Genomic DNA, 25599 nt, shown 5'->3' with positions numbered 1-25599 from the left:
CTGGGCTTGGCCGGCATGTCAAGGCGTCAACAGTGAGAAGAATTTCAGCGCAGCGCCACGTCGAGTGAAACGTAGCGCCGCGGCGAGGAAGCGATTGCCGCGGAAGCCACCGCCACGCCGGCACGCAGCGCATCCTCCAGCGAAGCGCCATCCAGCAAGGCGCCGAGATAACCCGCGTTGAAGGTATCCCCTGCACCGGTGGTGTCGATCACCGCGACCGCAGGCGCCGAAACACGTGTGACTTTGCCGTCGTGCCAAGCGGAAGCGCCTTCGCCACCGCATTTGATGACAACGATAGCATCGGGTTTGGCATGTTTCGCAAGCCAGCCGGCAGCAGCCTCCACGGTCTTCTCGCCCGACAAGGAAAGGCTTTCGATCTCATTCAACAGCACGTGGTCGCAATGCGCGAGACAGGCCGTGGTGTGCGCCCGGATTTCATCCGTCCAGCCATGCGAGGGCCAGCCTGTATCCAACGCCACGGCAAACCCCCGCGCCGAGACAGCTGCCAACATCTCCTCGAAGGCGTCGATCAGATCGAGATAGAGGAAGGAGCCGGTCAACAGCGCAATGTCGCCGGCAATTGCCTTCTGCGGCAGCATCGCCAGCATGCTCTCCGGCGTCTGCACGGCAAGATTTCCGGCTGTGGTGAGAAATGAACGCTCCCCACCCGGATGCTCGATACCGACCGACAGAGCCGTCGGTGCCGCCACCTTTGGCCAGTTGCGAGCAGCCTCGCCGAAGGTCTCGACCAACCAGGCGCCGAACATGTCGCTGCCGACATTGCAGACGATGTGATGCGGCACGCCCAGCGCCTTGAGCGCCAGTCCGGTGTTGCCAGCCGGCCCACCGGCACGCAACTCTGAATGATCGACGAAGGTTTCCGTTCCGGGACGCGGCCAGGGTGTTACCGGCCCCATGATCAGATCGACCATGACGCCGCCAATAACATGGATGGATGGCCCATCGGGCCGGTGCGAGCGTTCATGCTTCATGGTCAATTCCGGTTATTTTCGTCGAGCGCACCGGTTCGCCGACACGCGCAACCTTGCGACCGGAAACGGCAATGATGAGCTTTTGCAGGGAAGGCAGCATCGCAGCGACTGCGGAGAGCCCCTCGTTGCAGGAAAATGCGATGGTCACCGCGCCCTCGACCGGCGCTTCACCGCTGCAGTCGAAGATCACCGGCATCGTTCCGGCGCTGAGTGCGGCCTTCGCAAGCGTGGCCGTACCAGCACCGAGCGGACCCGGGCCACGCAACAGAAGCACGCCAAGATCAGGCATCAGAGCTTCCAGCGGACCGTGGCGGAACTGGCCGAATTCGAAGCCGAACGCCGGAATGCGGGCGAGCTCCATCAGCATCAGCCCATTGGCTTCCGCAAGGCCCCGCAACTCGCCGCGCCCGGCAATGATGACCGAATTTTTCGGTGCCAACACCTCGAGGGCTTCGTCCAATGCGGGTTGCGGCGAGACGGCAAGGACATCCGCAAAACCGCCGGCTTCACCACCCGTTGCCGCCAGGACGGCCGCATGCAGGGCAAGCGTGACGGTAAGGCTACGCGTTGCCGCGAAGGCAACCTCCTGGCCACCAGCGCCAACAAGACACGGCACGGTGCGCCCGAGCGTGCTCTGCGGGGCCAGCGTCATGCCAAACAGATCGGCGCTATGTGGCAGGAGATCCAGCAACTGCAGGATCTCCCCGGACTCGCCGGATTGCGAAACCAGCACGAGTGTATGCGACTGTCCTGGCAGGCCCTGAAGCAACACATCGCCGGCCGTTTCGGCCCGGCAGTCGACCTTTAGGCGTCGCCAGGCTGTCTCGGCCATACGGTTGGCGTAGTGCGACGCTCCCATGCCGACCAGGACCAGTCGACCCGTGCGCGCTATGCTGGCGGCCAGCTCAGCCGCAATTGCTTCATTCGATGTCAGCGAGGCAATCGCATCGGCGCCCTGCCGTGCCATCTCGGCTTCCAGCAATGCGAGCCCGTTGCCGCTTGTTTGCCCCGTCGTCATGGTCAACCCTTCACGCTGCCGGCGGACAGGCCGGAAAGCAGCGATTTTTGCAGGAAAAAGCCGATCAATACCGGCGGCAGCGCCGCCAGCAACCCGACTGCCGAGATCAGTCCGTAGTCGGTAGCGCGGCCGGCCGCGAAGTCGGCGATCGCCACGGGCAACGTCTTGGCGCGGGTATCGCTGGTGTAGAGCAGCGCGTAGAAGAACTCGTCCCACGCCAGCAGCAGCGCAAACAGCGCGGCGGCACCTGTCGAGGCTGCCGCTACCGGCAGTGTTATGCGGCTCAGGATCTGGAACAGGTTCGCGCCGTCGATTGAAGCGGCCTGTTCGATCTCCACCGGCACGCTGTCGAAACCGGATTTCATCAGCCACGTCACGAAGGGCAGGAGAATGGTGCAGTAGACGATGATCAGCGAGGTCACGTTGTTGAGCAGCCCAAGCGCGGAAAACACCTTGTAAAGCGGCAGGATCAGCGCAACGGGCGGCATCATGTAGGTGACGATCACTGCATAGAGCAGAGGCATGCGGCCGGGAAAACGCGAGAACGAGTAAGCTGCAGGAATGCCGGCGGCGAGTGCGATCGCGGTTGCACTCAGCGCCACGACCACCGAATTGCGTAGCGCCGACAGGAAGGCCAGCCCCGCCGACCCTTCCTCCAGCGAAAAGAGCCGCGCATAACGCGAGAAATCCGGCTGCTCGGGAATCCAGCGCAGCGGAATAGTGGTGAGGTCGTTGGCGTTCGAAATGCTCATGATGAACAACCAGGCAACCGGTGCCAGGATGGAAGCCACGAACACCACTACGGCGGCATAGACCAGGATGGTGGCGGTCAGGCTGCGTTTCACGAGCGTTTCTCCCGCCGCACCAGCATGACGACATAGATCGCGATCATCAGCGCGCTCATCGCGGTTACGGTCAGCGCATAGGCGGCACCGCTGCCGGCGCGCAGATAGGTGAAGGATTCCTGGTAGACGAAGAAGGACACCGTCTTGGTGGAGTCGGCAGGCCCGCCACGCGTCATCACGTAGAAGATGTCGAAGACCTTGAAGGCTTCGATGGCGCGCAGCACCATCGCAACGCTGAGCGAACCCATGATGCCCGGCAGCGTGATCTTCCAGAACCGCGTCCAGGCATTCGCCCCATCCATGATCGCGGCTTCATAGAGGTCCTTCGGCACAGTCTGCAGGCCAGCCAATGCGATCAGCGCGATCAGCGGATAGTTTTTCCAGATATCGGCGAGGATGACCATGTTCATCGCCGTCGCTGGATCGCCCAGCCAGGAACGATAGGCATCGAGCAGGCCGACCTGCGTGAGCAGAGCGTTCAAACTGCCATATTCGGGATTGTAGATGAGGCGCCACATCACCGCGTTGACGATTGTGGGCAGCGCCCAGGGCAGGATGAGCAGCGCCCGTACAAGTGTCCGGCCCTTGAATTCCTGGTTGAGCAGCAGCGCCACCAGCACGCCGAGCACCACTTCAATCGAAACCGACAGCACGGTGAAATAGGCGGTGTGGCCAACGGCGGCACGAAAGTCGCTGTCATCGAGGATGTAGGCGAAATTCTCCAACCCGACCCATTGCCAGACATAACCCTGGCCGGTGAGGCTGGCGTCGGTGAACGCCAGCCACAAGGTGTTGAGGAGAGGAAAGGCCGTGACCAGCACCATGATGGCGATCATGGGCGTCAGCAGCAGCCAAGCCGTACGGTCCTGTTGGGCTGGGGCCATGACGGCTTTGCTCTCCCTCGAACGCCGCTGGCTTAACGCAGCCGACCGGCGGCCTTGGTCGCCGCCTTCATGGCGTCGTCCGTCGAAGCCTGGCCGAGCAGCACCTGCTGGATGTTCTTCTGCAGGATCGATGACAGTTCCGGATAGGATGGGGTCATCGGACGCGCGAACATCACGCCGAGCGAAACCTTGGCGGCGTCGATCAGCTTTTCCTGCCCTTTCGTCACCGCAGGATCCTCATAGGAGGATTTCCAGATTGGCAGGCTGAGCTTGGCGTATTTGTTCTGCGTTTCCTGGGAAGTCATAAAGGTGATGAACTTCCATGCTTCCTCTGGATGCTTGGAGCCGGCCGAGATGCCCAGTCCCATCGATCCGTTGATCGCGGAGGCTTCGGCCTTGCCCTTGAAACCGGGGGCCGGAACGATGCCGACCTTGCCGGCGACCTTGCTCTCCTTCGGGTCGTTGGCCATGTTGAACATATAGGTCCAGTTCATCGCGAAGGCGGCTTCACCGGCCGAGAACACCTTGCGCACGTCCTCTTCCAGATATTCGCGCGAGTTCGGGTTGGTGACACCGTCGTCCAGCGTCTTCTTCATGTAGTTGACGGCTTCGACCGAACCGCCCGTATCGAATGACAGTTTGCCGTCCTGCATAAAGGAACCCTTGGCGCCGCCGACCATCGACGTGTAGTCGCAGATCAGCGCCTCAGCCTGGCTCCAGCTCCACACGATCGGATATTTGGCGATGCCCTTGTCCTTGATGATCTTGGCCTGCTCGGCCAGTTCCTCGAAGGTCTTGGGCGGTGCGGAGATACCCGCCTGCTTCAACATGTCTTCGTTGTAGAACAGGTATTTGGTGTCGAGGATCCAGGGCATGCCCCAGATCTTTCCGTCATAGTCCACGGTGGTCCATGCACCGTCGAAGACCTTGTCCCTGTCGGCCTTCGGAACGCGAGCGGTGACATCCTGCAGGAAGCCCTTGGTGGCGAATTCCGGCGGCCAGATCACATCGAACAACACGACATCATATCCGGAAGAGCCGGCGCCCTGAGCCGCCACGATCTTGTCGTGCAGTGCCTCGTAGGGCACGAATTCCAGATTGACCTTGAGGCCCGGATTGGCCTCCTCGAACGCCTTGGCCATCGCCTTGGTGTCGTCCTCGCTATAGGCGGCCTGCTTCATGAAAATGGCGTTCAGCGTCACGTCCTCGGCGAACACCGGAAGCGACTGGTGGATCAGCAGCGCAAGCCCGCAGGCCGCGCTCTTGAAGAAGCTGTTCATTGTTTCCTCCCGATTGGTTGGCCATCCAGCCTATGCGGCTCCGACAGCCACCCAAACTAGACCATGTGAAATTAATTAAATCAAGTTGATTGGCTTATATTTTCCTTCATAATCAACGGAACTCGCGTAGAGAGTTTACATGACCCTCAAGAGACCCGTCGCCGGCACCAACCTCGAACAGGCCAAGTCGCACAATCGCCGCGTCGTCATCGAGGCGATCCGGACGAATGGCGCGCTCTCGCGCGCCCAGATCGCGCGGCTTACAGCCTTGAGTTCACAGACCATTTCCAACATCGTCGATGAGTTGGAACGCACTGGACTATTGCGTGCGGAGGCGACACAGAAAGGTGCGCGCGGACAGCCTGCCGTCCCTTATTCGATCGATCCCAACGGGGGCTATTCGATCGGCCTGCAGCTCGACCATCAGACCGCTGTCGGCGTCGTCACCGACCTGTCCGGTACGCTGCGCTCACGCATCGAACGCAAGGTTGACAGGCCGACGCCAGCAGAGGCGATGCCGCTGCTGGCCGCCATGACTGACGAGCTCGCACGTTCCTTCCCCTTTGATCGAAGCCGACTGCTCGGCGTCGGCATGGCGATGCCTGGCCCCTTCGATGTCGAAGGCATGACCTCAGTCGGCCCGACCGCCCTACCCGGCTGGCAGGATTTTCCGGTAGCGGGAGAATTGGAGCGCTTGACCGGCCTGCCGGTAACCTTCGAAAACGACGCCACTGCCGCTGCCATCGGCGAACGCCTCTACGGCGTCGCCAAGAACCTCACCACCTTCGTCTATCTCTTCATCGGGACTGGATTGGGCGCTGGCCTGTTCCTCGACGGACACCTTTACAAGGGCAGCCGTCACAATGCCGGCGAGATCGGCCACATGATCGTCAAGCCGGGCGGGCTCGCCTGTTTCTGTGGCAAGCATGGTTGCCTGGAACGCTATGTCTCGTTGCGTGCCGCTTACGATTGCCTCGAAATCCCCGATCCGGACCACGCTTCGCCAGAAAAACTGGACGAGTTGCTGGCTGCCGGTGACGAACGCCTGCTTGCCTGGGCCGATCAGGCGGCCGCACCCTTGAGGCAGGCCATCGACGTTCTGGAACTCGCTTTCGATCCGGAAACGGTGGTGGTGGGCGGCTTCATGCCGCTCGCCGTCATCGAGCTGCTGGCCAGCCGGCTGGAGCCGTTGCATCTGTCGGTCTCGTCGACGCGCGCGCGCACAGTGCCCCGCGTCCTGATCGGCGCGGCAGGCAAGGACACTTCTGTCCTCGGCGCTGCCGCTTTGCCGATCTTCTCCGAGACCAACCCGCAGTTCGACGTGCTGCAGAAGCCCCTCGATTGAAGCCGACCGCATAAGGCTGCAGCAACACCAGCGTTTTTGCGCGACAGCAGGCAAAGGCGCAATCGCGATGCTTGCCGTACCGGCAGGATTGCAGGATCGTTGCCTCGTCAAATCGACAGGAGAGGATCATGAAGGCAATGAGCTTTATGCGGCTCGCCGTGTTGAGTGCCGCGCTCGCCGCGAGCAGCGCCGCATCAGCGGAGGAACCGGCATTCTGGAAATTTTACGAACAGTCGCTGAAGTCAGCGAAATACATCGATCTCACTCATGCCTTCGCGCCGGTGCAGCCGGTTTGGCCCGGCTTCGGCCCGGCCAAATTCAAGCCGGCCGTGGCCGGTGCCGACATCGAAGGCTACGTGAGGAAGGGGGAGGAATTCACCTATGAGAAGCACGGCTTCGTCGCCAGCGCTTATGACCTGACCACCGACCAGTACGGCACCCAACTCGATCCGCCTTCACACTGGAATCCAAAGGGCGCCACCATCAGCGACCTGCCACCGACATTCGCAGTAAGGCCGCTTGTGGTGATCGACATCAGCGGCAAGACGAAGACCGACGAAGGTTATCACCTCAAGGTCGCCGACATCGAGGAATGGGAAAAGAAACATGGCCGCATCCCGGAGGGTTCGGTCGTATTCGTGCGCTCCGATTGGTACAAGAAGTGGAATGAGCCGGAACGCTTCGCCAAGGCGCCGTTTCCGGGAGTAAGCCTCGACGCGCTGAAGTTCCTGCACCTGGAACGCAAGATCTTGTTTCACGGCCACGAACCGCTTGACACCGACACCACGCCGAACCTCGAGGGCGAATATTGGCTGATGCACAATAATTTCGTGCAGGCCGAAGGCGTGGCCAATCTCGACAAGGTGCCCGAGGCTGGTGCGCTGGTGACGATCGGCTTCGCCAAACCCCAGGGCGGTTCAGGCGGCTATGCACGCTACGTCGCGATCGCGCCAGCCAACTGGCCGGAGGGTATTTCGGTCAACGACGCGCCCGGTGCCCCGCTGCCGGAACAGAGCGCCCCACTGAAACGCGACAAGGATGGCGTGTTTCGCCCGGCACCCTAACGAACGCACCGGGCAGGCAAGCTTCCATCTTCCCGACCAGGAAGACGGAAGCTTGGATCATTCACGCAGCTGCGGTGATGCCGTAGAGGATCGGCATCAGCCCGGCGAGCGCCTTGAAACGCTCCCATGATTTGCGCTCAGGCTTCGTCCAGCCGGTCTCGGCAAGCGCGGAGATGCGCGGGAACACCAGCCGGTCGAACACGCCGCGATCGGTCATCGGTTCCGACCAGATGCAGCACTGCACGCCGAGGAAGTGCTTCTTCTGTTCGTTCGTCCAGCCCTTGACCGGATCGAATTCGTAAAGCGTCTCCGGCTCCGACCAACCGGCCCATGCCGCGCCCGGCTCGGACCAGGCCGGGCTGTTGGCCATGTCGAGATAGTAGACCTGGCCGGGACAGACGACGATGTCGTAACCGCGCCCGGCGAGCGCCGCCGATATTTCCACTGAACGCCAGCCGTTGAGGAAACACTTGTCCTTGTCGATGACGTCGCCGTGCGCTGCCTCTTCCCAGCCACCGGTGATGCAGCCGCGCGAGGCAAGGAAAACCTGCACGCGTCGCAGAAACTCGGCCTGCAGCACGGCGGCACCCGAGCCGTCGATCTCATCTGCATTGTGGCGATTGGTGATGACGTTGACGCGCTTGGCATGCGCGGCAGCAACCTCTGCGCCGACCATCTCAGCAAGCCTCTCCAGCGCTTCGGGCGAACCCGACCAGGCGCCGATCGGCACTTCGTCGGCGCCGATATGGATGCGCTTGTACGGAAACAGCGCGATCACCTCATCGAGGATGGTTTCGAGTACGGTGTAGGTTTCCTCCCGCGCCGGGTTGAGACAATTGTTGGGGAAACCCTGTACCGAATAGTACACGCCGTGCTCGGCCGGATCGCGCAGCTCCGGGATCGCCTGCAGCATCGCGTAGCAGTGACCGGGAACGTCGATCTCCGGAATTACCTCGATGCCGAGACGGCCGGCCAGCGCAACGATTTCGCGCACAGAAGCCTTGCTGTAGTAGCCGCCGGTTCGCTCCGGCCCCGAACCCAGCAGCGGCGGCAACGGCAGGCCATGGCCGCGCCAGGCACCGATGCGGGTAAGTTCCGGATATGCGTCGATCTCGATGCGCCAGGCTTCGTCATCGGACAGGTGCCAGTGGAAGCGGTTGAGCTTGTTCCAGGCCATGATCTTGAGGAAGCGGCTGATTTCAGCTGTACCGTAGAACTGCCGCGCCACGTCGAGATGCGTACCACGCCAGCCGAGCGACGGTTCGTCCTTGATCTCGCCTTCCAGCGGGAACAGGAAGGTCTCGGGATGATGGCGCGCTCCACGCAGGATCTGTCCCAGTGTGACCAGCCCATAGAGCAGGCCGGCGCGCGTCGCCGCAGAGACCATCACGCGGTCGGCCGCGAAACGAATAGAATAGGCCTCTGGCGCAAAATCGTCTGCCAGGACAAGGGAAACCGGCAAGCCCCCCTCGCCTTCCGGTCGCACGATGCCTTCCACCGGAAACAAGCCTTCGACCAGCTCAGCGAAGGCGGCTGCAGCAGCCTTGGCCTCGTTACCCTTGGCCTCGATCGCGAGGCCTTGCGGCACGGCGATACGGCCCGAGACGGAAACGCTGTTCGGCCAGGGCACGATGGCGACAGGCACCGGCGCCACATGCGGCACGGGATAGATCTCGGCGCCCCGCTTCAGCGGCGCATTGTCACCCTTGGCCTGGGTCGGGGCGACTGACACTGGCACGGTGGTGCCGTCGGCAAAGGCGACATAGGCGGTGTTGGCGCCATCGGTCCAATGGCGAAGTGGATAGGAAAGCCCGCGCGCGGTCACCGTCCATGAAGCTCCGGGCTCCAGCACGAAGCCTTCGGGCGGTGACAATTCGGAATGGTTGGAGAGCCGCGCGGTCAGGCTGCCGCCTTCGACCACAGCTTCAGGATCGATGCGGCCGGGACCGTTTACGCAAAGCTTGAAGCCGGAGACCGGTTTCGCCGAAAGATTTGTCAGCGTCAGCGAATAGGCGAGGCTTTCGTCGTCAACGGCGGGGGTCCAGTGGGTTTGCAGGCGGAGGGCTGATTTCGGCTGGATGGTCATGTCGAACTTTCAGTCTGGCAAACGTTGCGTTGGAGGTTCTTCTTCGCGCTTCCGTCCCCTGGCCGGACCTTTCCTTGCGGGAAAGGGGAAGCTCCCGGCGCCATGCCCTGCCCGCCACATCGGCGAGCCGGCGCATTATTCATGAGACGGTGGCGACTTCAACAGTCCGGCGTAGATGCCGGGTTCGGAGTTGGGGATCATCGTGGCGCCCACCGTGCGCTCGTAGAATTCCGAAGGGCCGACATCACCGATAATGGCGTAGCCGTAGCCCATCGTTTTCAGATCGAGCAGCGAGGCCAACAGCAACGCATGGCCGATGCCGCCCCCTCTCGCCGCCTTGTCGACACCCGTCGGACCGAAGAAACCTCGCGCGATCGATTCATGGCAGGAAAAGCCGATCAGCTTTTCATCACGTGTCGCGAGAAAGCAGGTTGGCGGCTGGCGCATGATGGCAACGGCCGTTTCGCTCGACCAGCCGGCACCGAAGGTCTTGCGCACCCATGTGGTGACCAGTTCGAGCTCCGGCGCCAAGGCCCGGCGGATGGTGACCCCTGCCTTGTGCATGCGCTCATCCAGCGCCGGGTCCGGTTTCAAGAGGGAAAGATTGACCAGATAGTCCATACTGTTCTGCCTCACGCGCCGAGTGCGCGAATGAAATGGTTGGGACCAACCTGCTCGATGGTATCGGAAGCCGGCCGGCTGATACGGCGAACTTCTTCCGCATGCCCGAGAAAACGCGTGCTGTCGCCCGGCACGAAAGGCCTGTCCGGATCCGGTACTGCTGAGAGCAGCAACTTGGTGTAAGGATGCCTGGCGTTCCGGATGACTGTCCCGGTATCGCCCCACTCCACCATCTGGCCGGCGAACATGACGATCACTTCCTCCGCGACATGTGCCGCTGTCGCAATGTCATGGGTGATGTAGAGCAGCGCAAGCTGTCTTTCGCGCTTGATACGCGACAGCAGTTCCAGGATGCCCAGCCGGATCGACACGTCGAGCATCGAGGTCGGTTCGTCTGCCACCAGCACGTCTGGCCGCACCGCGAGAGCGCGCGCAATGTTGACGCGTTGGCGTTGGCCGCCGGAAAGCTCATGCGGAAACTTGGCGGCCGTCACTGCGGGATCGAGCCCCACCGAGGTAAGCAGATTGGCTACGCCTTGCACTTCCTCAGCCTTGTTCCTGGCATGCCCGTGCAATTTCAGCGGTCGCGCCAAGTGATGCTGGATCGAAAAGACAGGATTGAGCGAAGCGAACGGGTCCTGGAACACCATCTGCACCGCGCGCCTGTAGGCCACTTCTGCCGCCTTTTCGCCGGGATGCGTGATGTCACGGCCGCGGAAATACATCTTGCCGGCCGTCGGTTCGTCCATGCGGGCGATGATGCGCGCGCAGGTGGTCTTGCCGCAGCCGGACTCGCCGACCAGCGCAAGCGCTCGGCCGGGCTTCAGCGCCAGTGAAATGCCGCGCAACGCCTGAACGGCACCAAAACTGCGCTGGATGCGGTCGAGCCGCACCACGGGTTCGCCCAGTGCCTCGGCACCATCGACGGTAAGGCTCGGCTGCGCGTTCATGCCGCCGCTCCGTGACCCGGCAACTGCGGGATCGAGCCCCAAAGCCTGCGTGTATATTCGTGTGCCGGTGCACGGCTGACCTGCCGGACATCGCCGACCTCGACCAGTTCGCCCTTCAGCATGACGCCGACGCGATGGCAAAGCTGCGCCATCAAATGCAGGTCGTGGGTGATGAACAGAACCGAGAAGCCATGGCTGCGCTGCAGGTCGATGACCTGCTCCAGGATCTCGCGCTGTACCACCACGTCGAGCGCCGTCGTCGGCTCGTCCATGATGATCAGCTCCGGCTGCAGGGCAAGGCAGATGGCAATCACGATACGCTGCCGCATGCCGCCGGAGAATTGATAGGGATAGTCGTCCAGCCTTGATGTCGGAATGCCGACCAGCTTGAACATCTCCTCGGCGCGAGCGCGCGACTGCGCCTTGGTCGCCCCGGTATGGCGGGCCAGCACGTCGTGGAACTGCGCCACCACCCGCATCAGTGGATTGAGCGAATTCATCGCGCTCTGGAAGACCATGCCGATACGCCGCCAGCGCACCTTCTGCAGCGCGGCTTCCGGCAGTTTCAACAGATCCTGATCGTCGAGCAATATCTGGCCGCCTGCCACCCAAGCCGGGGGCTTCGACAGGCGCGTGATTGCATAGGCAATGGTGCTCTTGCCGCAGCCGGATTCACCGGCGAGCCCGAACAATTCGCCGCGACCGATGTCGAAGGACACGTTTTTCACGGCGCGGAACGCGCCACCGTCCGTCAGGTAGTCAACGTCAAGGTTGCGGATCTGGAGCAGTGGCACGTTCATCGTGCAGCCCTCAGTTCACGGGCGCGTAGCCGGTTAAGCCGCAGCCAGCGGCTGAGCGCGGGGCCGGAGCGGAGCTGCGGATTGGCGATCTCGTCAAAGGTGAAGTTCAACAAGGCCAGTCCCAGCCCGACGATCGCAATGCCGATGGCAGGCGCACCGATATCCCACCATGCACCGACGATGATCGCCGAGGAGTTCTGCGCATTGTAGAGCATGGTGCCCCAGGTCACGTTCAACGGATCACCGAAACCGAGATATTCCAATGTCGTCTGCGCCACGATCGCATAGATGATCGAACCGACCAGGTTGATGCCGATCAGCGGCACAAGATTGGGCAGGATTTCGACGAAGACAATACGCCACCATGGTTCGCCGACCATGCGCGCAGCGACGACGAACTCGCGACTTTTCAGCGACAAGGTTTGCGCCCGCGTCATGCGTGCGCCCCACGGCCAGGACGTGAGCGCGATGATGGCCATGATCGCCATTGGCCCGACGGTGCCGGCGAATGACGCGAGCAGGATAAGCAGCGGAATGTTTGGAATGACCAGCACCGCATTGGTGGTCAGATCCAGCACCGCGTCGGTGCGGCCGCCGAAATAGCCGGCAATCAAACCGATCGCGGTCCCCAGCGCGGTGATTGCCAGCCCGGTGGCGAAGCCGACCGCCAGTGACGGCCGCGCCCCCCAGACGAACTGTGAATAGACGTCACGTCCCATCTTGGTCGTGCCGAACACATGTTCGGCGGTCGGCGGTTGATGTGAACGGCCGACGCGCTGCGCGGGATCGCCGGGCGCCAGAACCGGTGCCAGCAAAGCCGTCAGGCAGAGCGCTGCGATGATGATGAAGCCGGCCACAGCCTTCTTCTGACGCAGGAACAGCCTGAGACCCGAGCTCATGTCCGTCCCTCCTGCACCCTGGGGTCGACCACGCCATAGAGGATATCGACCAGCAGATTGGCGCCCAGCGTGGCCATCGTCATCAGCAGCAGCTGGCCCTGGATCACCGGATAATCGCGCGCCACGCTCGCCGTGAACAGGGTCAGGCCCAGGCCCGGATAGTTGAAGACGATCTCGGTGACGATCGAACCGCCGAACACGGCGCCCAACATGAGCGCCAGATTGGTCATGACCGGCAGCATGGCGTTGCGCGCCGCATAGCTGAACATCACAGCACGGTCGCCGAGACCCTTGGCGCGCCCCATGGTGACGTAGTCCTCGCCCAGAACGGAGATCATCGAGGAGCGCATCGTCGTCTGGAATTCGCCGATCATATAAGGCGAAAGCGTCAGCACCGGCATGATGGCGTGCCAGAACACGGATCCGAAGAAGGTGAAGTTGATGCCTGGGTCAAGGCTGGGGTCATAAGCGTAGCCCACCGGGAACCACCGTAGCGTCACGCCGAAGGTGAACAGCGTCGCGAGCGCGATGATGACCGGCGGGACCGCGATCAGCACGACCGAAAAGGGCGAGACGAACGCATCGAAGCGTCCGCCTCGCCGCCAGGCTGCCACCGCGCCGAGGGAGACGCCGACGCAGAGGGAGAAGATGACCGCCGTAACCACCAGGAAAGCGGTCCAGCCGGCCGAACGGGCCAGCACTTCGGTGACGGTCTGCGGATAGTATTTGACCGACACGCCGAGATCGAAGCTGGCCAAGCCCTTCAGATAGTCGATGAACTGCAGCCATATTGGCTGCTCGACAGCGCCGAAGCGGGCTTTGATCGCTTCGATCGCTGCTGGCGTTGCCCGTGGCCCGAGCTGGGCGATCATGCTGTCGACCGGGCTCCCCGGCATCAGCCGGGGAAGCGTGAAGTTGACCACGATGGCAAACATGAAAGCGGCCAGATAGACCCCAAGCCGTCGAAGAGGTATCCGCATCGCCGCTATCCCGTCGCCGATCCCTCCCGGTTATTGCACTGGCTTCAGCCGCAGCAGATGCACAAGCCGCAGGCGGTTGTTGTCGTGGTCTTCCGGGTTCATCACCGGCTCGTCCTTGGTCACCCAGCCGGTGAAGCGCTTGGTCGAGTACTGGAACCAGGTCGGCCCGTTGAACACCGGCACTACGGGGAACTCCTCGGCGACGATCGACTGTACCTCGTCGAACAGCTTGTGGCGCTCTTCCTCCGTCGTCGCCTTGCGGTAGGCGTCGAAGACCTTGTCCAGTTCAGGATTGGAATAACGCGACGGTGCTGATGTGATGCGGCCTGCGAATGGCGTCGACAATGACTGATAGTAGCCGCGGAAGGGCGTCGGACCATCGGCGCGGGAATTCATGACCGCATCCAGCGTGCCGTCGAGAATCTGCTTTTGCCATTGCTCATATTCCGGCGTCGCCACCGAGGCGTTCACACCGATCTTGCGCAGTCCCTCAACGCCGATCTGCACGGCATCGATCCAGTCGGTCCAGCCATTCGGCACAGCGATGGAGAAGGCAATCGGCTGTCCTTTCGGCGTGGTGCGGAAGCCGTCGGCACCCTTCTTGTAGCCGGCATCGTCGAGCACCTTGTTGGCCTTGTCGATGTCGTAGGCCATCCACACGTCATGATCGCCTTCAGCCGCCTTGTTGCGCCAGGATTCGAAACGTGGCGGCAGGCCGGACGCGTGCAGGTTCACCACCGGATAACCGAAGCCGGCAATGTCGACCATCGCGGTACGGTCCATCGCCAGCGAGAAGGCATGGCGGAAGTTGATGTCAGCGAAGGCCTCGGCATTGCCCGCGTTCTTCGTCTTGAAATTCATCTGGAAGGCGACCGTCTCGGCGGGCGGCTGCCAGTAGCCGTTGTTCTTCGGGTCGAGCGCGACGTAGGTCTTGTCGATCTGCGGAATGAACGATCCGATCCAGTCCATCGAGCCTTCAGGCAGCAGCGCCAGCATCTGGTCGTTGCCGGAAATCTGCGGCAGCTTCAGGCAGTCCACCTTGAGGTTGGCGGCGTCCCAGTAGTTCGGGTTGCGGCACTGCTCATAGACTTGCGGCGTGAAGCGGCGGACCTCGGTCATTGGCCCCGAACCGACCGGCTTCTCGTTCTTGAAGGCAAGCGGATCCTTCACGTCCTTCCAGATGTGCTCGGGCACCATCGGGAAATCGGCCAATGTTTCCGGGAAATGCGTGTCGACGGCCTTGAGATTGATCTTGACCTCGGTCGGCGACGGCGTCTCGACGGAAGCGACGGTTTCGCCGACGCCGACGGTGTCGACCGCCGGGTTCTTCAACATCATTTCCAGCGTGAACTTCATGTCCGCCGAGGTCAACGGCTCGCCGTCGGACCATTTGACGCCGTCGCGCAGCGTGTAGGTGATTGATTTCAAATCATCGGAAAACTTGTAGGCCGTGGCGAGGCGCCAGATCGGCTTGCCGCCGTCATAGTCATTGAAGATGACCAGCGGCTCGTAGATGAAATCCATCGTGCTCTGGCGGCGGCCGCCGAGATCGAAGGGATTGAAATTCTGCACCCAGCTGGTCTGCTCCTCGATATGCATGGAGAGGACGGCTTCGGCCGAGGCGGAGGTTGTTTGAACGGTCAGCCCGGCTGCCGTGGAGAGTGCTGCGAAAGCGGCGCCGGCGAACAGACGCCGGAGCGATACAGCTCGGCGCAAAGAAGACGGATTCGTACTTTTGGCACGCATGGTTTCGGTTCCCCTGGTTGGAATTGACCCTTCCGCTCTTGCTGGCGGATAAGATAAATCAATTTGATTTATGGTTATGAGTGAACCCGCTCTTCGTCAACCGTGAAAACGTCCCATCTGCGAAAAAATCGTTTTAACATAAGGGTTTGCGGGAAATGTGGGCGCGCCCAATGCCGCCCGGAATTAGGGCAGTCAGACCGAAAATCCCAACATGCAGAATGGCTTAAATTGGGCGGTTTGAGGATTGCCTCACAATCGTGCGGCAGGCGGAAAATCTTCCTCAGCCAGTATCAAGCCCGATCGCGCCCGCCACTCAGGCGCGAATTATTCCACACTCATAGATTGTGGATCACACGAAGCATGTGGATTTTGTCCACCCGCTTTGCCTAAGGCTGGCCCGGGCCGCTTTTCTCGAAAGAGTGCTTAGAGCGTCCCCGCTGAGGATCGAACGGTCGCCTCCGTAGACCTCAACCGACTTTGTGCAATGCCGCCTGGTGGATCACCGAACTCCAGCTGTTGGTCGAGGCGAGATGACAATAGACCAGCGTCAACGCACCGGATTTCCTCAAATCGAGGAAAGCCTCGTCGCCCAGCTTGTTGAAGGCATCCTCATCGATGACCTTGAAGTCGGTAAGATTGAGCACCTCGCCATTCTCCAGCGTCACCGTGCTGCGACGCTCGACGAACAGCCCGTGCGCGGCGATCTTGTCGACCATCGTGCGAGTGGCAGCAAAGTCCATCTGGTATTGGTTGCAGAAGGCAAGCGCCTGCTTGGTGGCTTCCGTCGCCTCGGTGCCGGCGAAGAAAGGCGCAACCTTGTCGCCGTGCGCCGCCGCCTGCTCGACCACCCGGTCGCTGGCTCGGTCGACGCACAGCGCCAGCCGTCCACTGCCCTGCCCACCATCGTCGGCGAGGATGAAGGGATAGCGTCGCGCATAAGCAGGAATGTAATGCGGCTTTGCCCACTGGCCGTCCTTGTCGACGAACAGATTCTCACCTTGCCTGAGGCCGGTGATGACGACTGGCTGGTTAGCCGGCCCGACAAAGACGATCGGATAGGAGCGCATGGCGGCCGGCATCTCCCCTGTCACCACGGGCAGTGCATGCGCGGCGCGGGTAAACGAAAAATCGGCCCGCGCGGCGAGGCCGAGCGAACCGTGGCGGTCCGGGTTCATCGCCTCCGGCTTCGAATAGAAAAGCGGCAGCGCATCCGCGGCTGGAGCCGTTGCCACACCATTCTCAGCAATCATGCCATATCCCCTCAAGCGGGCGCAGATCGATGGCTGTCCAGCCTTCGCGACGCGTTCCAATCCGGCAGCGTCTTACGCCATCGGCCGGGAAAAAGTCCATCCGCCGGGACAGGAACAGACCCAAGAATGGTCAGAGCGCAGCGCCCTCGGCGCAAACTACTCTCGCACCGCCCTGCCCGCCTTCTGCAGCAGTTCGAACGCCTGGAACCGTTTGGCGTGCCAGCCGGTATGGGCAGCATTTGGCTGGCAGGTTTCGCCGATCTCCGACATCGCGGACATGGCGGCCGCCATGTCCTGGAAATGGCCTGCCGCGACGGCGCCCAGGATGGCGGAACCAAGCAAAACCGGCTCCGGCGAAGTCGAGGCGGCAACGACCAGCCCCGTCGTATCTGCCAGAAGCTGCCGTACCAATGGGCTCTGACCAGCCCCGCCACTCACCACGATGGTGTCGGTCACAACACCCTTCTCGGACAGAACGCCGACGATCTGGCGCGCCCCGTAACCGAGGCCGCAGATGCCAGCGAGATAGAGGCCAACCAGTCCATCGAGGCTGGTGTCCATGCCGATGCCGGCGATCACCCCGAGGGCCTCGGGATCGGCGAATGGTGCGCGGTTGCCGAGGAATTCCGGCACGACATGCAGCCTGCCGGTGAGTTCAGGCGTACTGGCGGCTCCGCCGCGCTTGCCGGCCTCCGCCGCCAGCCATTGGCTGAGGCTCATCCCATCCCTATTGGCTTGCGCTTCCGCCTCGGCGGAAGCCGGATGCATGCGCACCAGATGATCGATTGCGGCTCCCGCGGCGGACTGGCCGCCTTCATTCAGCCACAGCCCGGGCACCATGGCCGAGAAATACGGTCCCCACACGCCATCGACGAATGCCGGATCGACGGTGGTCGACATGGTGCAGGCCGAGGTACCGAATACATAGGCCATGCGCGACAGCACGCTGCCGGCGGCGCCCCGTGCGCCCACAGTGCCGATGCCGCCGGCATGGGCGTCGATCAGACCGGCTGCCACCGGCGTACCTTCCAACAGCCCCATGTCATGTGCGGCCTCGGCTGTAAGTCCCTTGCCCAGTGCCGTGCCGGCCGGCACGACTTCCGTACCGATGCGGCGGAACTGCTCGTCGGCCAGCGCGCCAAGTCCGACCGCACGGAAATAGCGCTCGTCCCAGCGCTGCTCATGCGCCAGATAGGTCCACTTGCAGGTGACGGTGCAGATCGAGCGGGCAAGGCTGCCGGTCGACTTCCAAGTCAGGAAATCGGTCAGGTCCATGAACTGCCAGGCATTCGCAAAGGTCTCGGGCTTGTGCTCGGCCAGCCACAACAGTTTCGGCGTTTCCATCTCGGGCGAGATGGCCCCACCCACGTAATTCAGTACGGTCTCGCCGGTACGATTGATGCGCGCAGCCTGCTCGGTGGCGCGGTGGTCCATCCATACGATGATGTTGCGCTCGACCTCGCCGGTCGGCCCGACGCCAAGCGGTTGACCACCCTCGTCCAGAACCACCAGCGAACAGGTAGCGTCGTAGCCGATACCGGCAATCGACGGCGCCGGCACGCCGGATTTGGCGAGGGCGTCGCGCACACTCGCCGCGACCGCTTGCCAAATGTCGTTGCTCGATTGCTCGACGATGTCGCCCGCTTCGCGAAACAGCGCGATGTCGCGCTTGGCTGACGCCAGCATGGTTCCGCTCTCGTCGAACACGCCGGCACGCGCGCTGCCGGTGCCGACGTCAATACCGATAAAATATTTTGCCAAAGTCATGCGAGCACCCGAGACAACGAGAGAAAGGAAAGACCGCCACCGATGAGCAAGCGGCGGCGGTCGGGATCAGAGGTCGTTGCTCTGCGGCAGGATCACCAGGTCGCGGATGGTGATGTTGCGCGGCCTGGTCAGCATGAACATCACCGCTTCGGCCACCTCCACAGGTTGCATCAATCCACCGGCAGCCAGTTCGTCCTCCAGCTTCTGCTGCGGCCAGTCGCTGATCAGCGCCGTCACAACCGGGCCAGGCGCCACCGCGCCGACGCGCAGGCCATGCTTGGCCACCTGGCGGCGCAGTGTGTGGACAAAGGCCTGGATGGCATGCTTGGAGGCCGTGTAGATCGGCTCCCACACCACCGGCACCAGGCCAGCGATCGAGCTGGTGACGACGATGTCTCCGGTCTTGCGCTCGACCATATGCGGCAGCACCGCGTGGATGGACCGGAACGCTGCGTTGATGTTGAGGTTCAGCATGCGGTCCCAGGCGTCGGGATCCCCGTCAACCACCTCGCCGCCGACATAAGAACCGGCATTGGCATGGAAGATGTCGAGCTGGCCGGCCTTCTCCAGGATCTGCGGCATCATGCCGGCCACGCTCTTCGGGTTCATGAGGTCTACCACCACGGGGAACGCCTGGGCCCCAAGTTCCTCGCTGACCTGCTTCAGCGCTTCCTCGGCGCGATCGACAAGCGCGACCCGCACGCCTGCGGCCACCAGATGCCTGGCGCATTCCAGGCCAATGCCCGATGCGGCGCCGGTGATCGCCGCTACTTTTCCGGTAAGATCCTGAGCCATTTCAGCCTCTTGTTCCGCTAGGTTTGCTTGGGAGTTTGAGCAATTCCGGGAAAAGTGCGTCGCGGTTTTCCGTCCGGAATTGCGCAAAAAACTAGAGCGTTTCCGCGGTTCCGTGAAAACGGAAACGCTCTAGGATCAGGCGCGGCCGTGCGACACACGCGATCTGCGCGCCAGCGAGTCGACGATCACGGCAATCGCCAGAACGGCGCCTGTGATCATGTAACGAAGCGACGACGACAGATCGAGCAGCGTCAGCCCGCTGGCGATCGACTGGATGACGATGATGCCGAGCAGGGCCGAATAGGCGCTGCCGCGCCCGCCGAACAGGCTGGTTCCACCAATCACCGCCGCGGCGATGGCGTTGAGGTTGACATCGCCTGTGCCGGCCTGCTGGCTGGATGAGGCAAGGCGCGCTGCAGCCAGGATGCCGCCGGTGGCCGCCAGCGTCGAACACAGCATGAAGGCGGTGGTGTAGATGGCGCGCACATTGATACCGGCGCGGCGGGCGGCCTCGCGGTTGCCGCCGACAGCATGCATCGAACGGCCCCATTTGGTGCGTTTGAGCGCGTAGTTCATCGCCACGACCAGGCCGACGAACAGGCCGAACATCCATGGGATGCCGCGTGAGCTGTTGAGATAGAAGACGATGGCTTCCAGCACGACAATGATGGCGACGGCGCGCGCCACCAGGCTTGCCGTCGACTGCGCCGAAAGGCCCGCTGCACGCCGCCGCACGGCCTCGCGATAACCTGTCCAGAAGACACCGATCCCGGCAATCGCTGCCAGCCCGTAGGAGACCCAGTCGGGCATAACCATCAGCTGGCCGAAATTCACCAATGCCGACTCGTATGGCAGGTTGATCGAACCGGTCGAACCCAGCAGGTAGAGCTGCAGGCCAAGCACGGCGAGCAGGCCGGCCAGCGTCGAGACGAAGCTCGGCATGCCGAACCGGTTGAGCAGCAACGCATAGATCAGGCCGATGACTGCGCCCGCCGCCATGGCGGTGACGATGGCGAAACCGACCGGCCAGCCCTGGTTGACCCACAGCACGCCGACCAGTGCCGAAGCGAAGCCGCTGACGGAACCGACGGACAGATCGATCTCACCCAGCATCAGGATACAGACGATGCCGAGCGCGATGACGCCAACCGTCGAGCAATCGAACAGCAGGTTGACCAGATTGTTCGCCGACAGGAACACTGGGTTGAGGCTCTGGAAAACCGTCCAGATGATAGCGAGCCCGACAATGACGGGCAGCGAGCCGAGATCGCCCGACCGCACGCGGTCGAAAAAAGCGCCGACGGCACCACTTAAGCCTTCGGCATGTTTCACACGCACATCGGCGCGGTCGATAAGCTGCGCCTGCGGCGCGCTTTGCGTGGCTTTGTCGGTCATGGCTGGCTCTCCTGAGCGTGCGCGCTTTGTGCCTGACGGCGGCTTGCGCGGCGGGAAACCGAGTTGTTCTCCGCGCCGGTGATTGCGCTGACCAGTTCCTGGTTGGATGCATCGGGAAGGAAGATGCCGTTGTTCTTGCCGAGCCTCAGCACGACGATGCGGTCGGCAACCGCGCGGACGTCTTCCATGTTGTGGCTGATCATGATCACGCCGAGGCCGCGATCGCGGACGCGTTCGATCAGGTCAAGCACCTCCGCCGTCTGGGCGACGCCGAGGGCGGCCGTCGGCTCGTCGAGCATGATCAGCTTCGGATCGAGCAGCAGCGAGCGCGAGATCGCAACCGTCTGGCGTTGACCGCCGGATAGCGAGGCGATCGGCTCGCGCACGCTCGGAATGCGCGCCGAGAGTTCGTTGAGCAGCTTCCAGGCCTTGATCTCCATCGACACTTCGTCCAGCCGCAGCGGACTGAGTTCCTTGCCGAGAAAGATGTTGGCGACCACGTCGAGGTTCTCGCACAACGCCAGATCCTGGAAGACGGTGGCGATGCCGAGATTGAGCGCTGTCGCCGGATCGGACAGAACGACGGGCTCGCCCTTGAAGGTAATGGTTCCCGATGTCGGCTGATGCACGCCGGCAAGGACCTTGACCAGCGTCGATTTGCCTGCGCCGTTATCGCCGACAAGAGCGACGACTTCGCCGGCATGGACGTCGAGGTCGATGTCGGTCAGCGCCGAGACTGCGCCGAATTGCTTGGAGATGCCGCGCAGGCTGAGCACAAGCTCACGTGCCGAGGCCGGCTCCTGTGATGTTCCTGTCATGATGCAAGCCTTTCCAAGAGTTTCCACGCCCGGGATGGGGCAATGCCGCCCCGCCTGAAACGGCGGAGCGGCACACCACGACTTGGTTACTGGGTGATGCCGAGCTTCTTGCAGCCTTCGGCATAACGGCCCGTGCAGAGCTGTTCGGGTGTTGCGATCTTCTTGTCGATGATCTCCGCCTTCAGGTTCTCCTGGGTGACGACCACAGGCACGAAGAGCTGCGACGGCGTGTCGAACAGCGTGGTTTCAGCCTTTGGCGTCTCACCCTTGAGGAACTGGACCGTGACATTGGCCGCGGCCGCCGCGACGATCTCGCTCGGTTTGTTGATCGTGTTGTACTGGTCGCCTGCAATGATCAGTTGCAACCCGGCCAGCGTGGCATCGTTGCCGGTGATCGGCGGAACCGGATCGAAGCCGCCAGCCTTGAAGGCCGCGATCGCGCCGCCGGCGGTACCGTCATTGGCGGCGACCACGCCGAGGATATTCTTGTCGAAGCGCGTGATCTGGCCCGCAGCCCACTGCTGCGCCTTCGGCGGCGCCCATTCCGGCGTGTCGTATTCTGCCAGGATCGGATAGCCGCTGTTGTCGAGGCCGGCATGGATGCCCTTCTTGATCAAACCGGCAGCCGCATCCGTCGGCGAGCCGTTGATCTGCAGCACACCGGTGCCTTCGCCGGCCTTCACGCCCTTGTCTTTCAGATGCTTGACCAGCGAGTCGGCGATCGACTTGCCGATGGCCTCATTATCGAAGGATACATAAAAGTCGGCCTTGGCTTCGGGGATCGGCCGGTCATAGGCGATAACCTTCACGCCCTGTGCCTGCGCCTGTTTGACCAGCGAGGTGGCGGCGATGGAATCGACCGGATCGATGACGATGACCTTGGCGCCCTGCGAGATCATCGAGTTGAACTGCTGCTGCTGGCGTGCCGCATCGGCATCGGCGTTCTGATAGAGCACCTTGCAGGAGGCACAGAGCTTTTCCATCTCGGCCTTGAAGCCCGGATAGTCATGCTCTTCATAGCGGGTCGAGGCCTGGTCCGGCATCAGGAAAGCCACGGTGGCGCCATCGGCGCTCTGGGCAAGCGCCGAGCCGCCAACGAGAGAGAGGGCCAGCATCGCGAGGCCCGCCGTTTTCCATGAATGTTTCATTGCATCTTCTCCCTTGGACGATATGACAATGGGTGATCTGAAGAGCTGCCCTCCCAGGCAGCGCGAATCCGTCGGCTATCCGGCCGGCTTGCATAGTGGCTTCATGCCATTCCGCAGCGCCGGAGGCGGCCTCGGGACAAAGCTTTCCCCTCGCGAGCGGTATGCGACCGCTCACGTTGTTGATTCTTCTGATGATGTTCCTCCCTGGTCCTCCATGCTGGGCGGCCTCAGCCGCGTTGACAGGCGGCTATTGCCGCATTGGTTCAGCCGGCTTTCGCCGCGTTGATTCAGGCGGCTTTCGCCGCATTGATATGGTCGATCGTCAGCCGTCGGAATCGCGACGGCGTCATGCCCTTTTCGGCCAGGAACTGGCGATTGAAATTCGACAGGTTGTTGAAGCCGACCTCGAAGCAGATGTCGGTGATCGGCGCCTCTTCGTCGCTGGTCAGTATCTGGCAGGCGAGATTGATGCGCAGCCGCTTGACATACTGCACCAGCGTCATGCCTGTATGGCGGCGGAAGGCGCGCGAAAAAGCGGAGGTCGACTGCCCGGCAATGCCCGCCAGATCGGCTTCCGTGAACGGATTGGTCAGGTTCTCGCGCAGATAGTTGAGCGCCTTGTTGATGCCGGCCGACATATAGCCGGACGGATCGGGCAGGTAGTTTGGGCTGGCCAGCATGCGTGCACCGTGACCGCGGCTGAGCAGGCCGGCGACCGCCATGAACAGTTCGATGCGGCGCACACCCTGCGCCTTCATCAATTCCTCCATCACCGGAGCGATCTGCCGGCTGGTCTCGGCTGAAAACAGCACACCACGCCGCGCATGCTCCAGCACCGGCGCAAGCGCTGCGAGTTCCGGCAACAGACGCATGGTGTCGCCGATGAAGCTTTCATTGAACTGCAGGATGCGGCAGCGCAGCGGAATGGTCGATCCCTCGGGGATATCGCTCACCCAGTTGTGAGGCAGATTGGGACCGGTCAGCACCAAATTGCCGGGTTCGAACTCGCCGATGAAATCGCCGACGAAATAACGGCCGGCCGTGGCGACCACGAGATGAAGTTCATATTCGGGATGGAAATGCCAGCGCACCGTGTGGAACGGATAGCCGTGCGACCAAGCCTTGAACGACTCGCCTTGTCGAATCTGGACGACTTCCAGGTCCGGACCCATGTTTGTTTCCTCCGGGCGCAAGACGATCTAGCCGCCGCGACCCTTTCCCAATCGGCTGGATGTGCTCCAGCTCTGACCTTCGAAACAAACGCTAATCCCCACGCCGTAACGACGCCACCACGTTTGGACAGTTGCAATGATACTTTTTTGACCTTGATCGGTAAAGATATGCAGGTGTCGCTAAAATATGCACCCGACGCACCGCCAGTTCGCACTGGTTTTGCCGCCATCAGTTAAGCATTGATTTACCAATGCAGGCAGCAGCTGTGATTGGCGAAACGAAACGTTTCGCCTCGAAACGTCGAGTCGCATAGCCCCGAAATCGGTCGGGCTCATCGCAAAGGCGGCCCATGGCGGACTCGGGCAACACGGTTGCTCTGGGCCGTGATGGGTCCGATCACCCCTTTGGGGACGGCTTACGCCCCAGCATCAGCCCCATTCATAACGATCCATATATGCGATCGGCCTCAGATATCATTTTACCGAACCGTCCGGTTGGGCGATGGTGCCGCTTCTGGTCGGGATCAGGGTCTGGACACCCACCCTGCCCCGCCACCAACCTGGACACCGAATGCGAACACAGGTCGTCATTGTCGGTTCCGGCCCTTCGGGCCTGCTGCTTGGCCAGCTCCTGACCGGAGCCGGCATCGACAACGTCATCCTCGACCGTGTCGGCAAGGACTACATCCTCGGCCGCGTGCGCGCCGGCGTGCTGGAACAGGGCACGGTTGATCTCATGGGTAAAGCCGGTGCCGACGCCCGCCTGGCGAGTGAAGGCCTGGTGCATGACGGCTTTTCCATCGCTTTCGATGGACGCGACCATCGCATCGATCTTGCCGGTCTCACCGGCAAACATGTCACCGTCTATGGTCAGACCGAAATGACACGCGACCTGATGGCCGCACGCGAAGCCGCAGGCACGTCGACCCTTTACGAGGTTGAAGACGTCACCTTGCACGGTTTCGATACCGACAAACCTTTCGTGACCTATACAAAGCACGGCGTTACCGGACGGATCGATTGCGACATCATCGCCGGCTGCGACGGCTTCCACGGCGTCAGCCGTCGTTGTCTTCCGGCCGGCGCGATGCGAACCTTCGAACGTGCCTATCCGTTCGGCTGGCTGGGCGTTCTGGCAGAAGTACCGCCTGTCAGCGACGAGCTGGTCTATGCCAGCCATGAACGCGGTTTCGCGCTCTGCTCGATGCGCTCGATGACACGCTCGCGCTATTACGTGCAGGTGCCCGCCGACGAACAGGCGGAAGCCTGGAGCGACAATCGCTTCTGGGATGAGCTGCGCAACCGGCTGCCCCGCCATCATGCCGAGGCGGTGACCACGGGACCCTCGTTCGAGAAATCGATCGCGCCGCTGCGCTCCTTCGTGGCGGAGCCACTGCGCTTCGGCCGCCTCTTCCTCGTCGGCGACGCTGCTCATATCGTGCCGCCCACAGGCGCCAAGGGGTTGAACCTTGCCGCCAGCGACGTGCATTATCTGTTCGACGGCCTGCGCGACTTCTTCCTCGAAAAATCGTCGGCCGGCATCGACGCCTATTCCGAACGTGCGTTGGCCAGGGTGTGGAAAGCGGTACGCTTTTCATGGTGGATGACCACCCTGCTCCACCGCTTTCCCGACAGCAGCGATTTCGAGCGCCGGATTCAAGACGCAGAACTCGACTATCTGACACATTCGCAAGCGGCAGCGACGGCGCTTGCCGAGAACTATGTTGGATTGGCTTTTTGAGCG

The 25599-nt window shown here is 62.2% G+C and carries 22 protein-coding genes; 3 read left to right on the top strand and 19 right to left on the bottom strand.

What is annotated here, in order from left to right:
- Window positions 1–44: 44 nt before the first annotated feature.
- The 5 genes from ACFWXH_RS09395 to ACFWXH_RS09375 are packed head-to-tail and all read right to left on the bottom strand — an operon-like array spanning window position 45 to window position 5019.
- Entirely contained in the window at window positions 45–992 is a 948-nt protein-coding gene (locus tag ACFWXH_RS09395) for a carbohydrate kinase family protein (RefSeq protein ID WP_379119552.1), read from the bottom strand.
- Complete coding sequence (locus tag ACFWXH_RS09390; RefSeq protein WP_379119550.1) at window positions 982–2010, bottom strand: SIS domain-containing protein; 1029 nt, start codon at window positions 2008–2010, stop codon at window positions 982–984. The genes ACFWXH_RS09395 and ACFWXH_RS09390 overlap by 11 nt, the downstream gene beginning before the upstream one ends.
- A gap of 2 nt (window positions 2011–2012) precedes the next feature.
- Window positions 2013–2855, bottom strand: coding sequence for a carbohydrate ABC transporter permease (locus tag ACFWXH_RS09385; RefSeq protein ID WP_379119548.1), 843 nt, complete (start codon window positions 2853–2855; stop codon window positions 2013–2015).
- Window positions 2852–3739, bottom strand: a complete 888-nt coding sequence (locus ACFWXH_RS09380) for a carbohydrate ABC transporter permease (protein WP_379119546.1) — start codon at window positions 3737–3739, stop codon at window positions 2852–2854. The genes ACFWXH_RS09385 and ACFWXH_RS09380 overlap by 4 nt, the downstream gene beginning before the upstream one ends.
- A gap of 32 nt (window positions 3740–3771) precedes the next feature.
- Complete coding sequence (locus tag ACFWXH_RS09375) at window positions 3772–5019, bottom strand: extracellular solute-binding protein (protein ID WP_379119544.1); 1248 nt, start codon at window positions 5017–5019, stop codon at window positions 3772–3774.
- Between the two features lie 139 nt (window positions 5020–5158).
- Between ACFWXH_RS09375 and ACFWXH_RS09370 the strand changes: the two genes are divergently transcribed.
- Window positions 5159–6364, top strand: a complete 1206-nt coding sequence (locus tag ACFWXH_RS09370; RefSeq protein ID WP_379119542.1) for an ROK family transcriptional regulator — start codon at window positions 5159–5161, stop codon at window positions 6362–6364.
- Between the two features lie 128 nt (window positions 6365–6492).
- Window positions 6493–7428, top strand: a complete 936-nt coding sequence (locus ACFWXH_RS09365; protein WP_379119539.1) for a cyclase family protein — start codon at window positions 6493–6495, stop codon at window positions 7426–7428.
- Between the two features lie 61 nt (window positions 7429–7489).
- Here the strand turns inward: ACFWXH_RS09365 and ACFWXH_RS09360 are convergent, their stop codons facing one another.
- The 14 genes from ACFWXH_RS09360 to ACFWXH_RS09295 form a co-directional block, all read right to left on the bottom strand.
- Window positions 7490–9514, bottom strand: a complete 2025-nt coding sequence (locus tag ACFWXH_RS09360; RefSeq protein WP_379119537.1) for a beta-N-acetylhexosaminidase — start codon at window positions 9512–9514, stop codon at window positions 7490–7492.
- 135 nt (window positions 9515–9649) lie between these two features.
- Window positions 9650–10135, bottom strand: coding sequence for a GNAT family N-acetyltransferase (locus ACFWXH_RS09355; protein WP_379119535.1), 486 nt, complete (start codon window positions 10133–10135; stop codon window positions 9650–9652).
- An 11-nt stretch (window positions 10136–10146) separates the two neighbouring features.
- The gene (locus ACFWXH_RS09350; RefSeq protein WP_379119532.1) at window positions 10147–11085 is read right to left on the bottom strand and encodes an ABC transporter ATP-binding protein; all 939 of its coding nucleotides are present in this window, start codon (window positions 11083–11085) and stop codon (window positions 10147–10149) included.
- On the bottom strand, window positions 11082–11885 hold the full coding sequence (locus ACFWXH_RS09345) for an ABC transporter ATP-binding protein (protein WP_054308343.1): 804 nt from the start codon (window positions 11883–11885) through the stop codon (window positions 11082–11084). Before ACFWXH_RS09345 ends, ACFWXH_RS09350 begins: the two co-directional genes overlap by 4 nt.
- Window positions 11882–12784 carry an ABC transporter permease gene (locus tag ACFWXH_RS09340; protein ID WP_379119529.1) on the bottom strand — a complete coding sequence of 301 codons (903 nt, stop codon included), beginning with the start codon at window positions 12782–12784 and terminating at the stop codon, window positions 11882–11884. The genes ACFWXH_RS09345 and ACFWXH_RS09340 overlap by 4 nt, the downstream gene beginning before the upstream one ends.
- Window positions 12781–13764: an ABC transporter permease gene (locus tag ACFWXH_RS09335; RefSeq protein ID WP_379119527.1), complete on the bottom strand. Its 984-nt coding sequence runs from the start codon at window positions 13762–13764 to the stop codon at window positions 12781–12783. The genes ACFWXH_RS09340 and ACFWXH_RS09335 overlap by 4 nt, the downstream gene beginning before the upstream one ends.
- Window positions 13765–13794: 30 nt before the next feature.
- Window positions 13795–15363 carry an ABC transporter substrate-binding protein gene (locus ACFWXH_RS09330; RefSeq protein ID WP_379120886.1) on the bottom strand — a complete coding sequence of 523 codons (1569 nt, stop codon included), beginning with the start codon at window positions 15361–15363 and terminating at the stop codon, window positions 13795–13797.
- A gap of 614 nt (window positions 15364–15977) precedes the next feature.
- Entirely contained in the window at window positions 15978–16760 is a 783-nt protein-coding gene (locus tag ACFWXH_RS09325; protein ID WP_379119525.1) for a SapC family protein, read from the bottom strand.
- Window positions 16761–16916: 156 nt separating this feature from the next.
- Window positions 16917–18521, bottom strand: coding sequence for an FGGY-family carbohydrate kinase (locus tag ACFWXH_RS09320; protein ID WP_379120884.1), 1605 nt, complete (start codon window positions 18519–18521; stop codon window positions 16917–16919).
- A gap of 72 nt (window positions 18522–18593) precedes the next feature.
- Entirely contained in the window at window positions 18594–19322 is a 729-nt protein-coding gene (locus tag ACFWXH_RS09315; RefSeq protein WP_379119523.1) for an SDR family oxidoreductase, read from the bottom strand.
- Window positions 19323–19457: 135 nt separating this feature from the next.
- Window positions 19458–20717: a sugar ABC transporter permease gene (locus ACFWXH_RS09310; protein ID WP_379119521.1), complete on the bottom strand. Its 1260-nt coding sequence runs from the start codon at window positions 20715–20717 to the stop codon at window positions 19458–19460.
- Window positions 20714–21535, bottom strand: a complete 822-nt coding sequence (locus ACFWXH_RS09305) for an ATP-binding cassette domain-containing protein (RefSeq protein ID WP_054308349.1) — start codon at window positions 21533–21535, stop codon at window positions 20714–20716. The genes ACFWXH_RS09310 and ACFWXH_RS09305 overlap by 4 nt, the downstream gene beginning before the upstream one ends.
- Window positions 21536–21621: 86 nt before the next feature.
- The gene (locus tag ACFWXH_RS09300; RefSeq protein ID WP_379119519.1) at window positions 21622–22683 is read right to left on the bottom strand and encodes a sugar ABC transporter substrate-binding protein; all 1062 of its coding nucleotides are present in this window, start codon (window positions 22681–22683) and stop codon (window positions 21622–21624) included.
- Window positions 22684–22970: 287 nt separating this feature from the next.
- On the bottom strand, window positions 22971–23855 hold the full coding sequence (locus tag ACFWXH_RS09295) for a helix-turn-helix domain-containing protein (protein ID WP_379119517.1): 885 nt from the start codon (window positions 23853–23855) through the stop codon (window positions 22971–22973).
- Between the two features lie 571 nt (window positions 23856–24426).
- Between ACFWXH_RS09295 and pobA the strand changes: the two genes are divergently transcribed.
- The gene (pobA, locus tag ACFWXH_RS09290; RefSeq protein ID WP_379119515.1) at window positions 24427–25596 is read left to right on the top strand and encodes a 4-hydroxybenzoate 3-monooxygenase; all 1170 of its coding nucleotides are present in this window, start codon (window positions 24427–24429) and stop codon (window positions 25594–25596) included.
- The last annotated feature ends 3 nt before the right edge of the window (window positions 25597–25599 follow it).

This window comes from Mesorhizobium sp. NPDC059054, assembly GCF_042739215.1.
Classification (GTDB): Bacteria; Pseudomonadota; Alphaproteobacteria; order Rhizobiales; family Rhizobiaceae; genus Mesorhizobium.
The sequence above is the reverse complement of the archived record's forward strand: the minus strand, read 5'-3'. Positions and strand labels throughout refer to the sequence as shown.

What these genes read in the sequence shown, in the direction of transcription:
- ACFWXH_RS09395 (WP_379119552.1), bottom strand. Translation starts at nt 992, where the DNA reads ATGAAGCATGAACGCTCGCACCGGCCCGATGGGCCATCCATCCATGTT.
- ACFWXH_RS09390 (WP_379119550.1), bottom strand. Translation starts at nt 2,010, where the DNA reads ATGACGACGGGGCAAACAAGCGGCAACGGGCTCGCATTGCTGGAAGCC.
- ACFWXH_RS09380 (WP_379119546.1), bottom strand. Translation starts at nt 3,739, where the DNA reads ATGGCCCCAGCCCAACAGGACCGTACGGCTTGGCTGCTGCTGACGCCC.
- ACFWXH_RS09375 (WP_379119544.1), bottom strand. Translation starts at nt 5,019, where the DNA reads ATGAACAGCTTCTTCAAGAGCGCGGCCTGCGGGCTTGCGCTGCTGATC.
- ACFWXH_RS09370 (WP_379119542.1), top strand. Translation starts at nt 5,159, where the DNA reads ATGACCCTCAAGAGACCCGTCGCCGGCACCAACCTCGAACAGGCCAAG.
- ACFWXH_RS09365 (WP_379119539.1), top strand. Translation starts at nt 6,493, where the DNA reads ATGAAGGCAATGAGCTTTATGCGGCTCGCCGTGTTGAGTGCCGCGCTC.
- ACFWXH_RS09360 (WP_379119537.1), bottom strand. Translation starts at nt 9,514, where the DNA reads ATGACCATCCAGCCGAAATCAGCCCTCCGCCTGCAAACCCACTGGACC.
- ACFWXH_RS09355 (WP_379119535.1), bottom strand. Translation starts at nt 10,135, where the DNA reads ATGGACTATCTGGTCAATCTTTCCCTCTTGAAACCGGACCCGGCGCTG.
- ACFWXH_RS09350 (WP_379119532.1), bottom strand. Translation starts at nt 11,085, where the DNA reads ATGAACGCGCAGCCGAGCCTTACCGTCGATGGTGCCGAGGCACTGGGC.
- ACFWXH_RS09345 (WP_054308343.1), bottom strand. Translation starts at nt 11,885, where the DNA reads ATGAACGTGCCACTGCTCCAGATCCGCAACCTTGACGTTGACTACCTG.
- ACFWXH_RS09340 (WP_379119529.1), bottom strand. Translation starts at nt 12,784, where the DNA reads ATGAGCTCGGGTCTCAGGCTGTTCCTGCGTCAGAAGAAGGCTGTGGCC.
- ACFWXH_RS09335 (WP_379119527.1), bottom strand. Translation starts at nt 13,764, where the DNA reads ATGCGGATACCTCTTCGACGGCTTGGGGTCTATCTGGCCGCTTTCATG.
- ACFWXH_RS09330 (WP_379120886.1), bottom strand. Translation starts at nt 15,363, where the DNA reads ATGCATATCGAGGAGCAGACCAGCTGGGTGCAGAATTTCAATCCCTTC.
- ACFWXH_RS09325 (WP_379119525.1), bottom strand. Translation starts at nt 16,760, where the DNA reads ATGATTGCTGAGAATGGTGTGGCAACGGCTCCAGCCGCGGATGCGCTG.
- ACFWXH_RS09315 (WP_379119523.1), bottom strand. Translation starts at nt 19,322, where the DNA reads ATGGCTCAGGATCTTACCGGAAAAGTAGCGGCGATCACCGGCGCCGCA.
- ACFWXH_RS09310 (WP_379119521.1), bottom strand. Translation starts at nt 20,717, where the DNA reads ATGACCGACAAAGCCACGCAAAGCGCGCCGCAGGCGCAGCTTATCGAC.
- ACFWXH_RS09305 (WP_054308349.1), bottom strand. Translation starts at nt 21,535, where the DNA reads ATGACAGGAACATCACAGGAGCCGGCCTCGGCACGTGAGCTTGTGCTC.
- ACFWXH_RS09300 (WP_379119519.1), bottom strand. Translation starts at nt 22,683, where the DNA reads ATGAAACATTCATGGAAAACGGCGGGCCTCGCGATGCTGGCCCTCTCT.
- ACFWXH_RS09295 (WP_379119517.1), bottom strand. Translation starts at nt 23,855, where the DNA reads ATGGGTCCGGACCTGGAAGTCGTCCAGATTCGACAAGGCGAGTCGTTC.
- pobA (WP_379119515.1), top strand. Translation starts at nt 24,427, where the DNA reads ATGCGAACACAGGTCGTCATTGTCGGTTCCGGCCCTTCGGGCCTGCTG.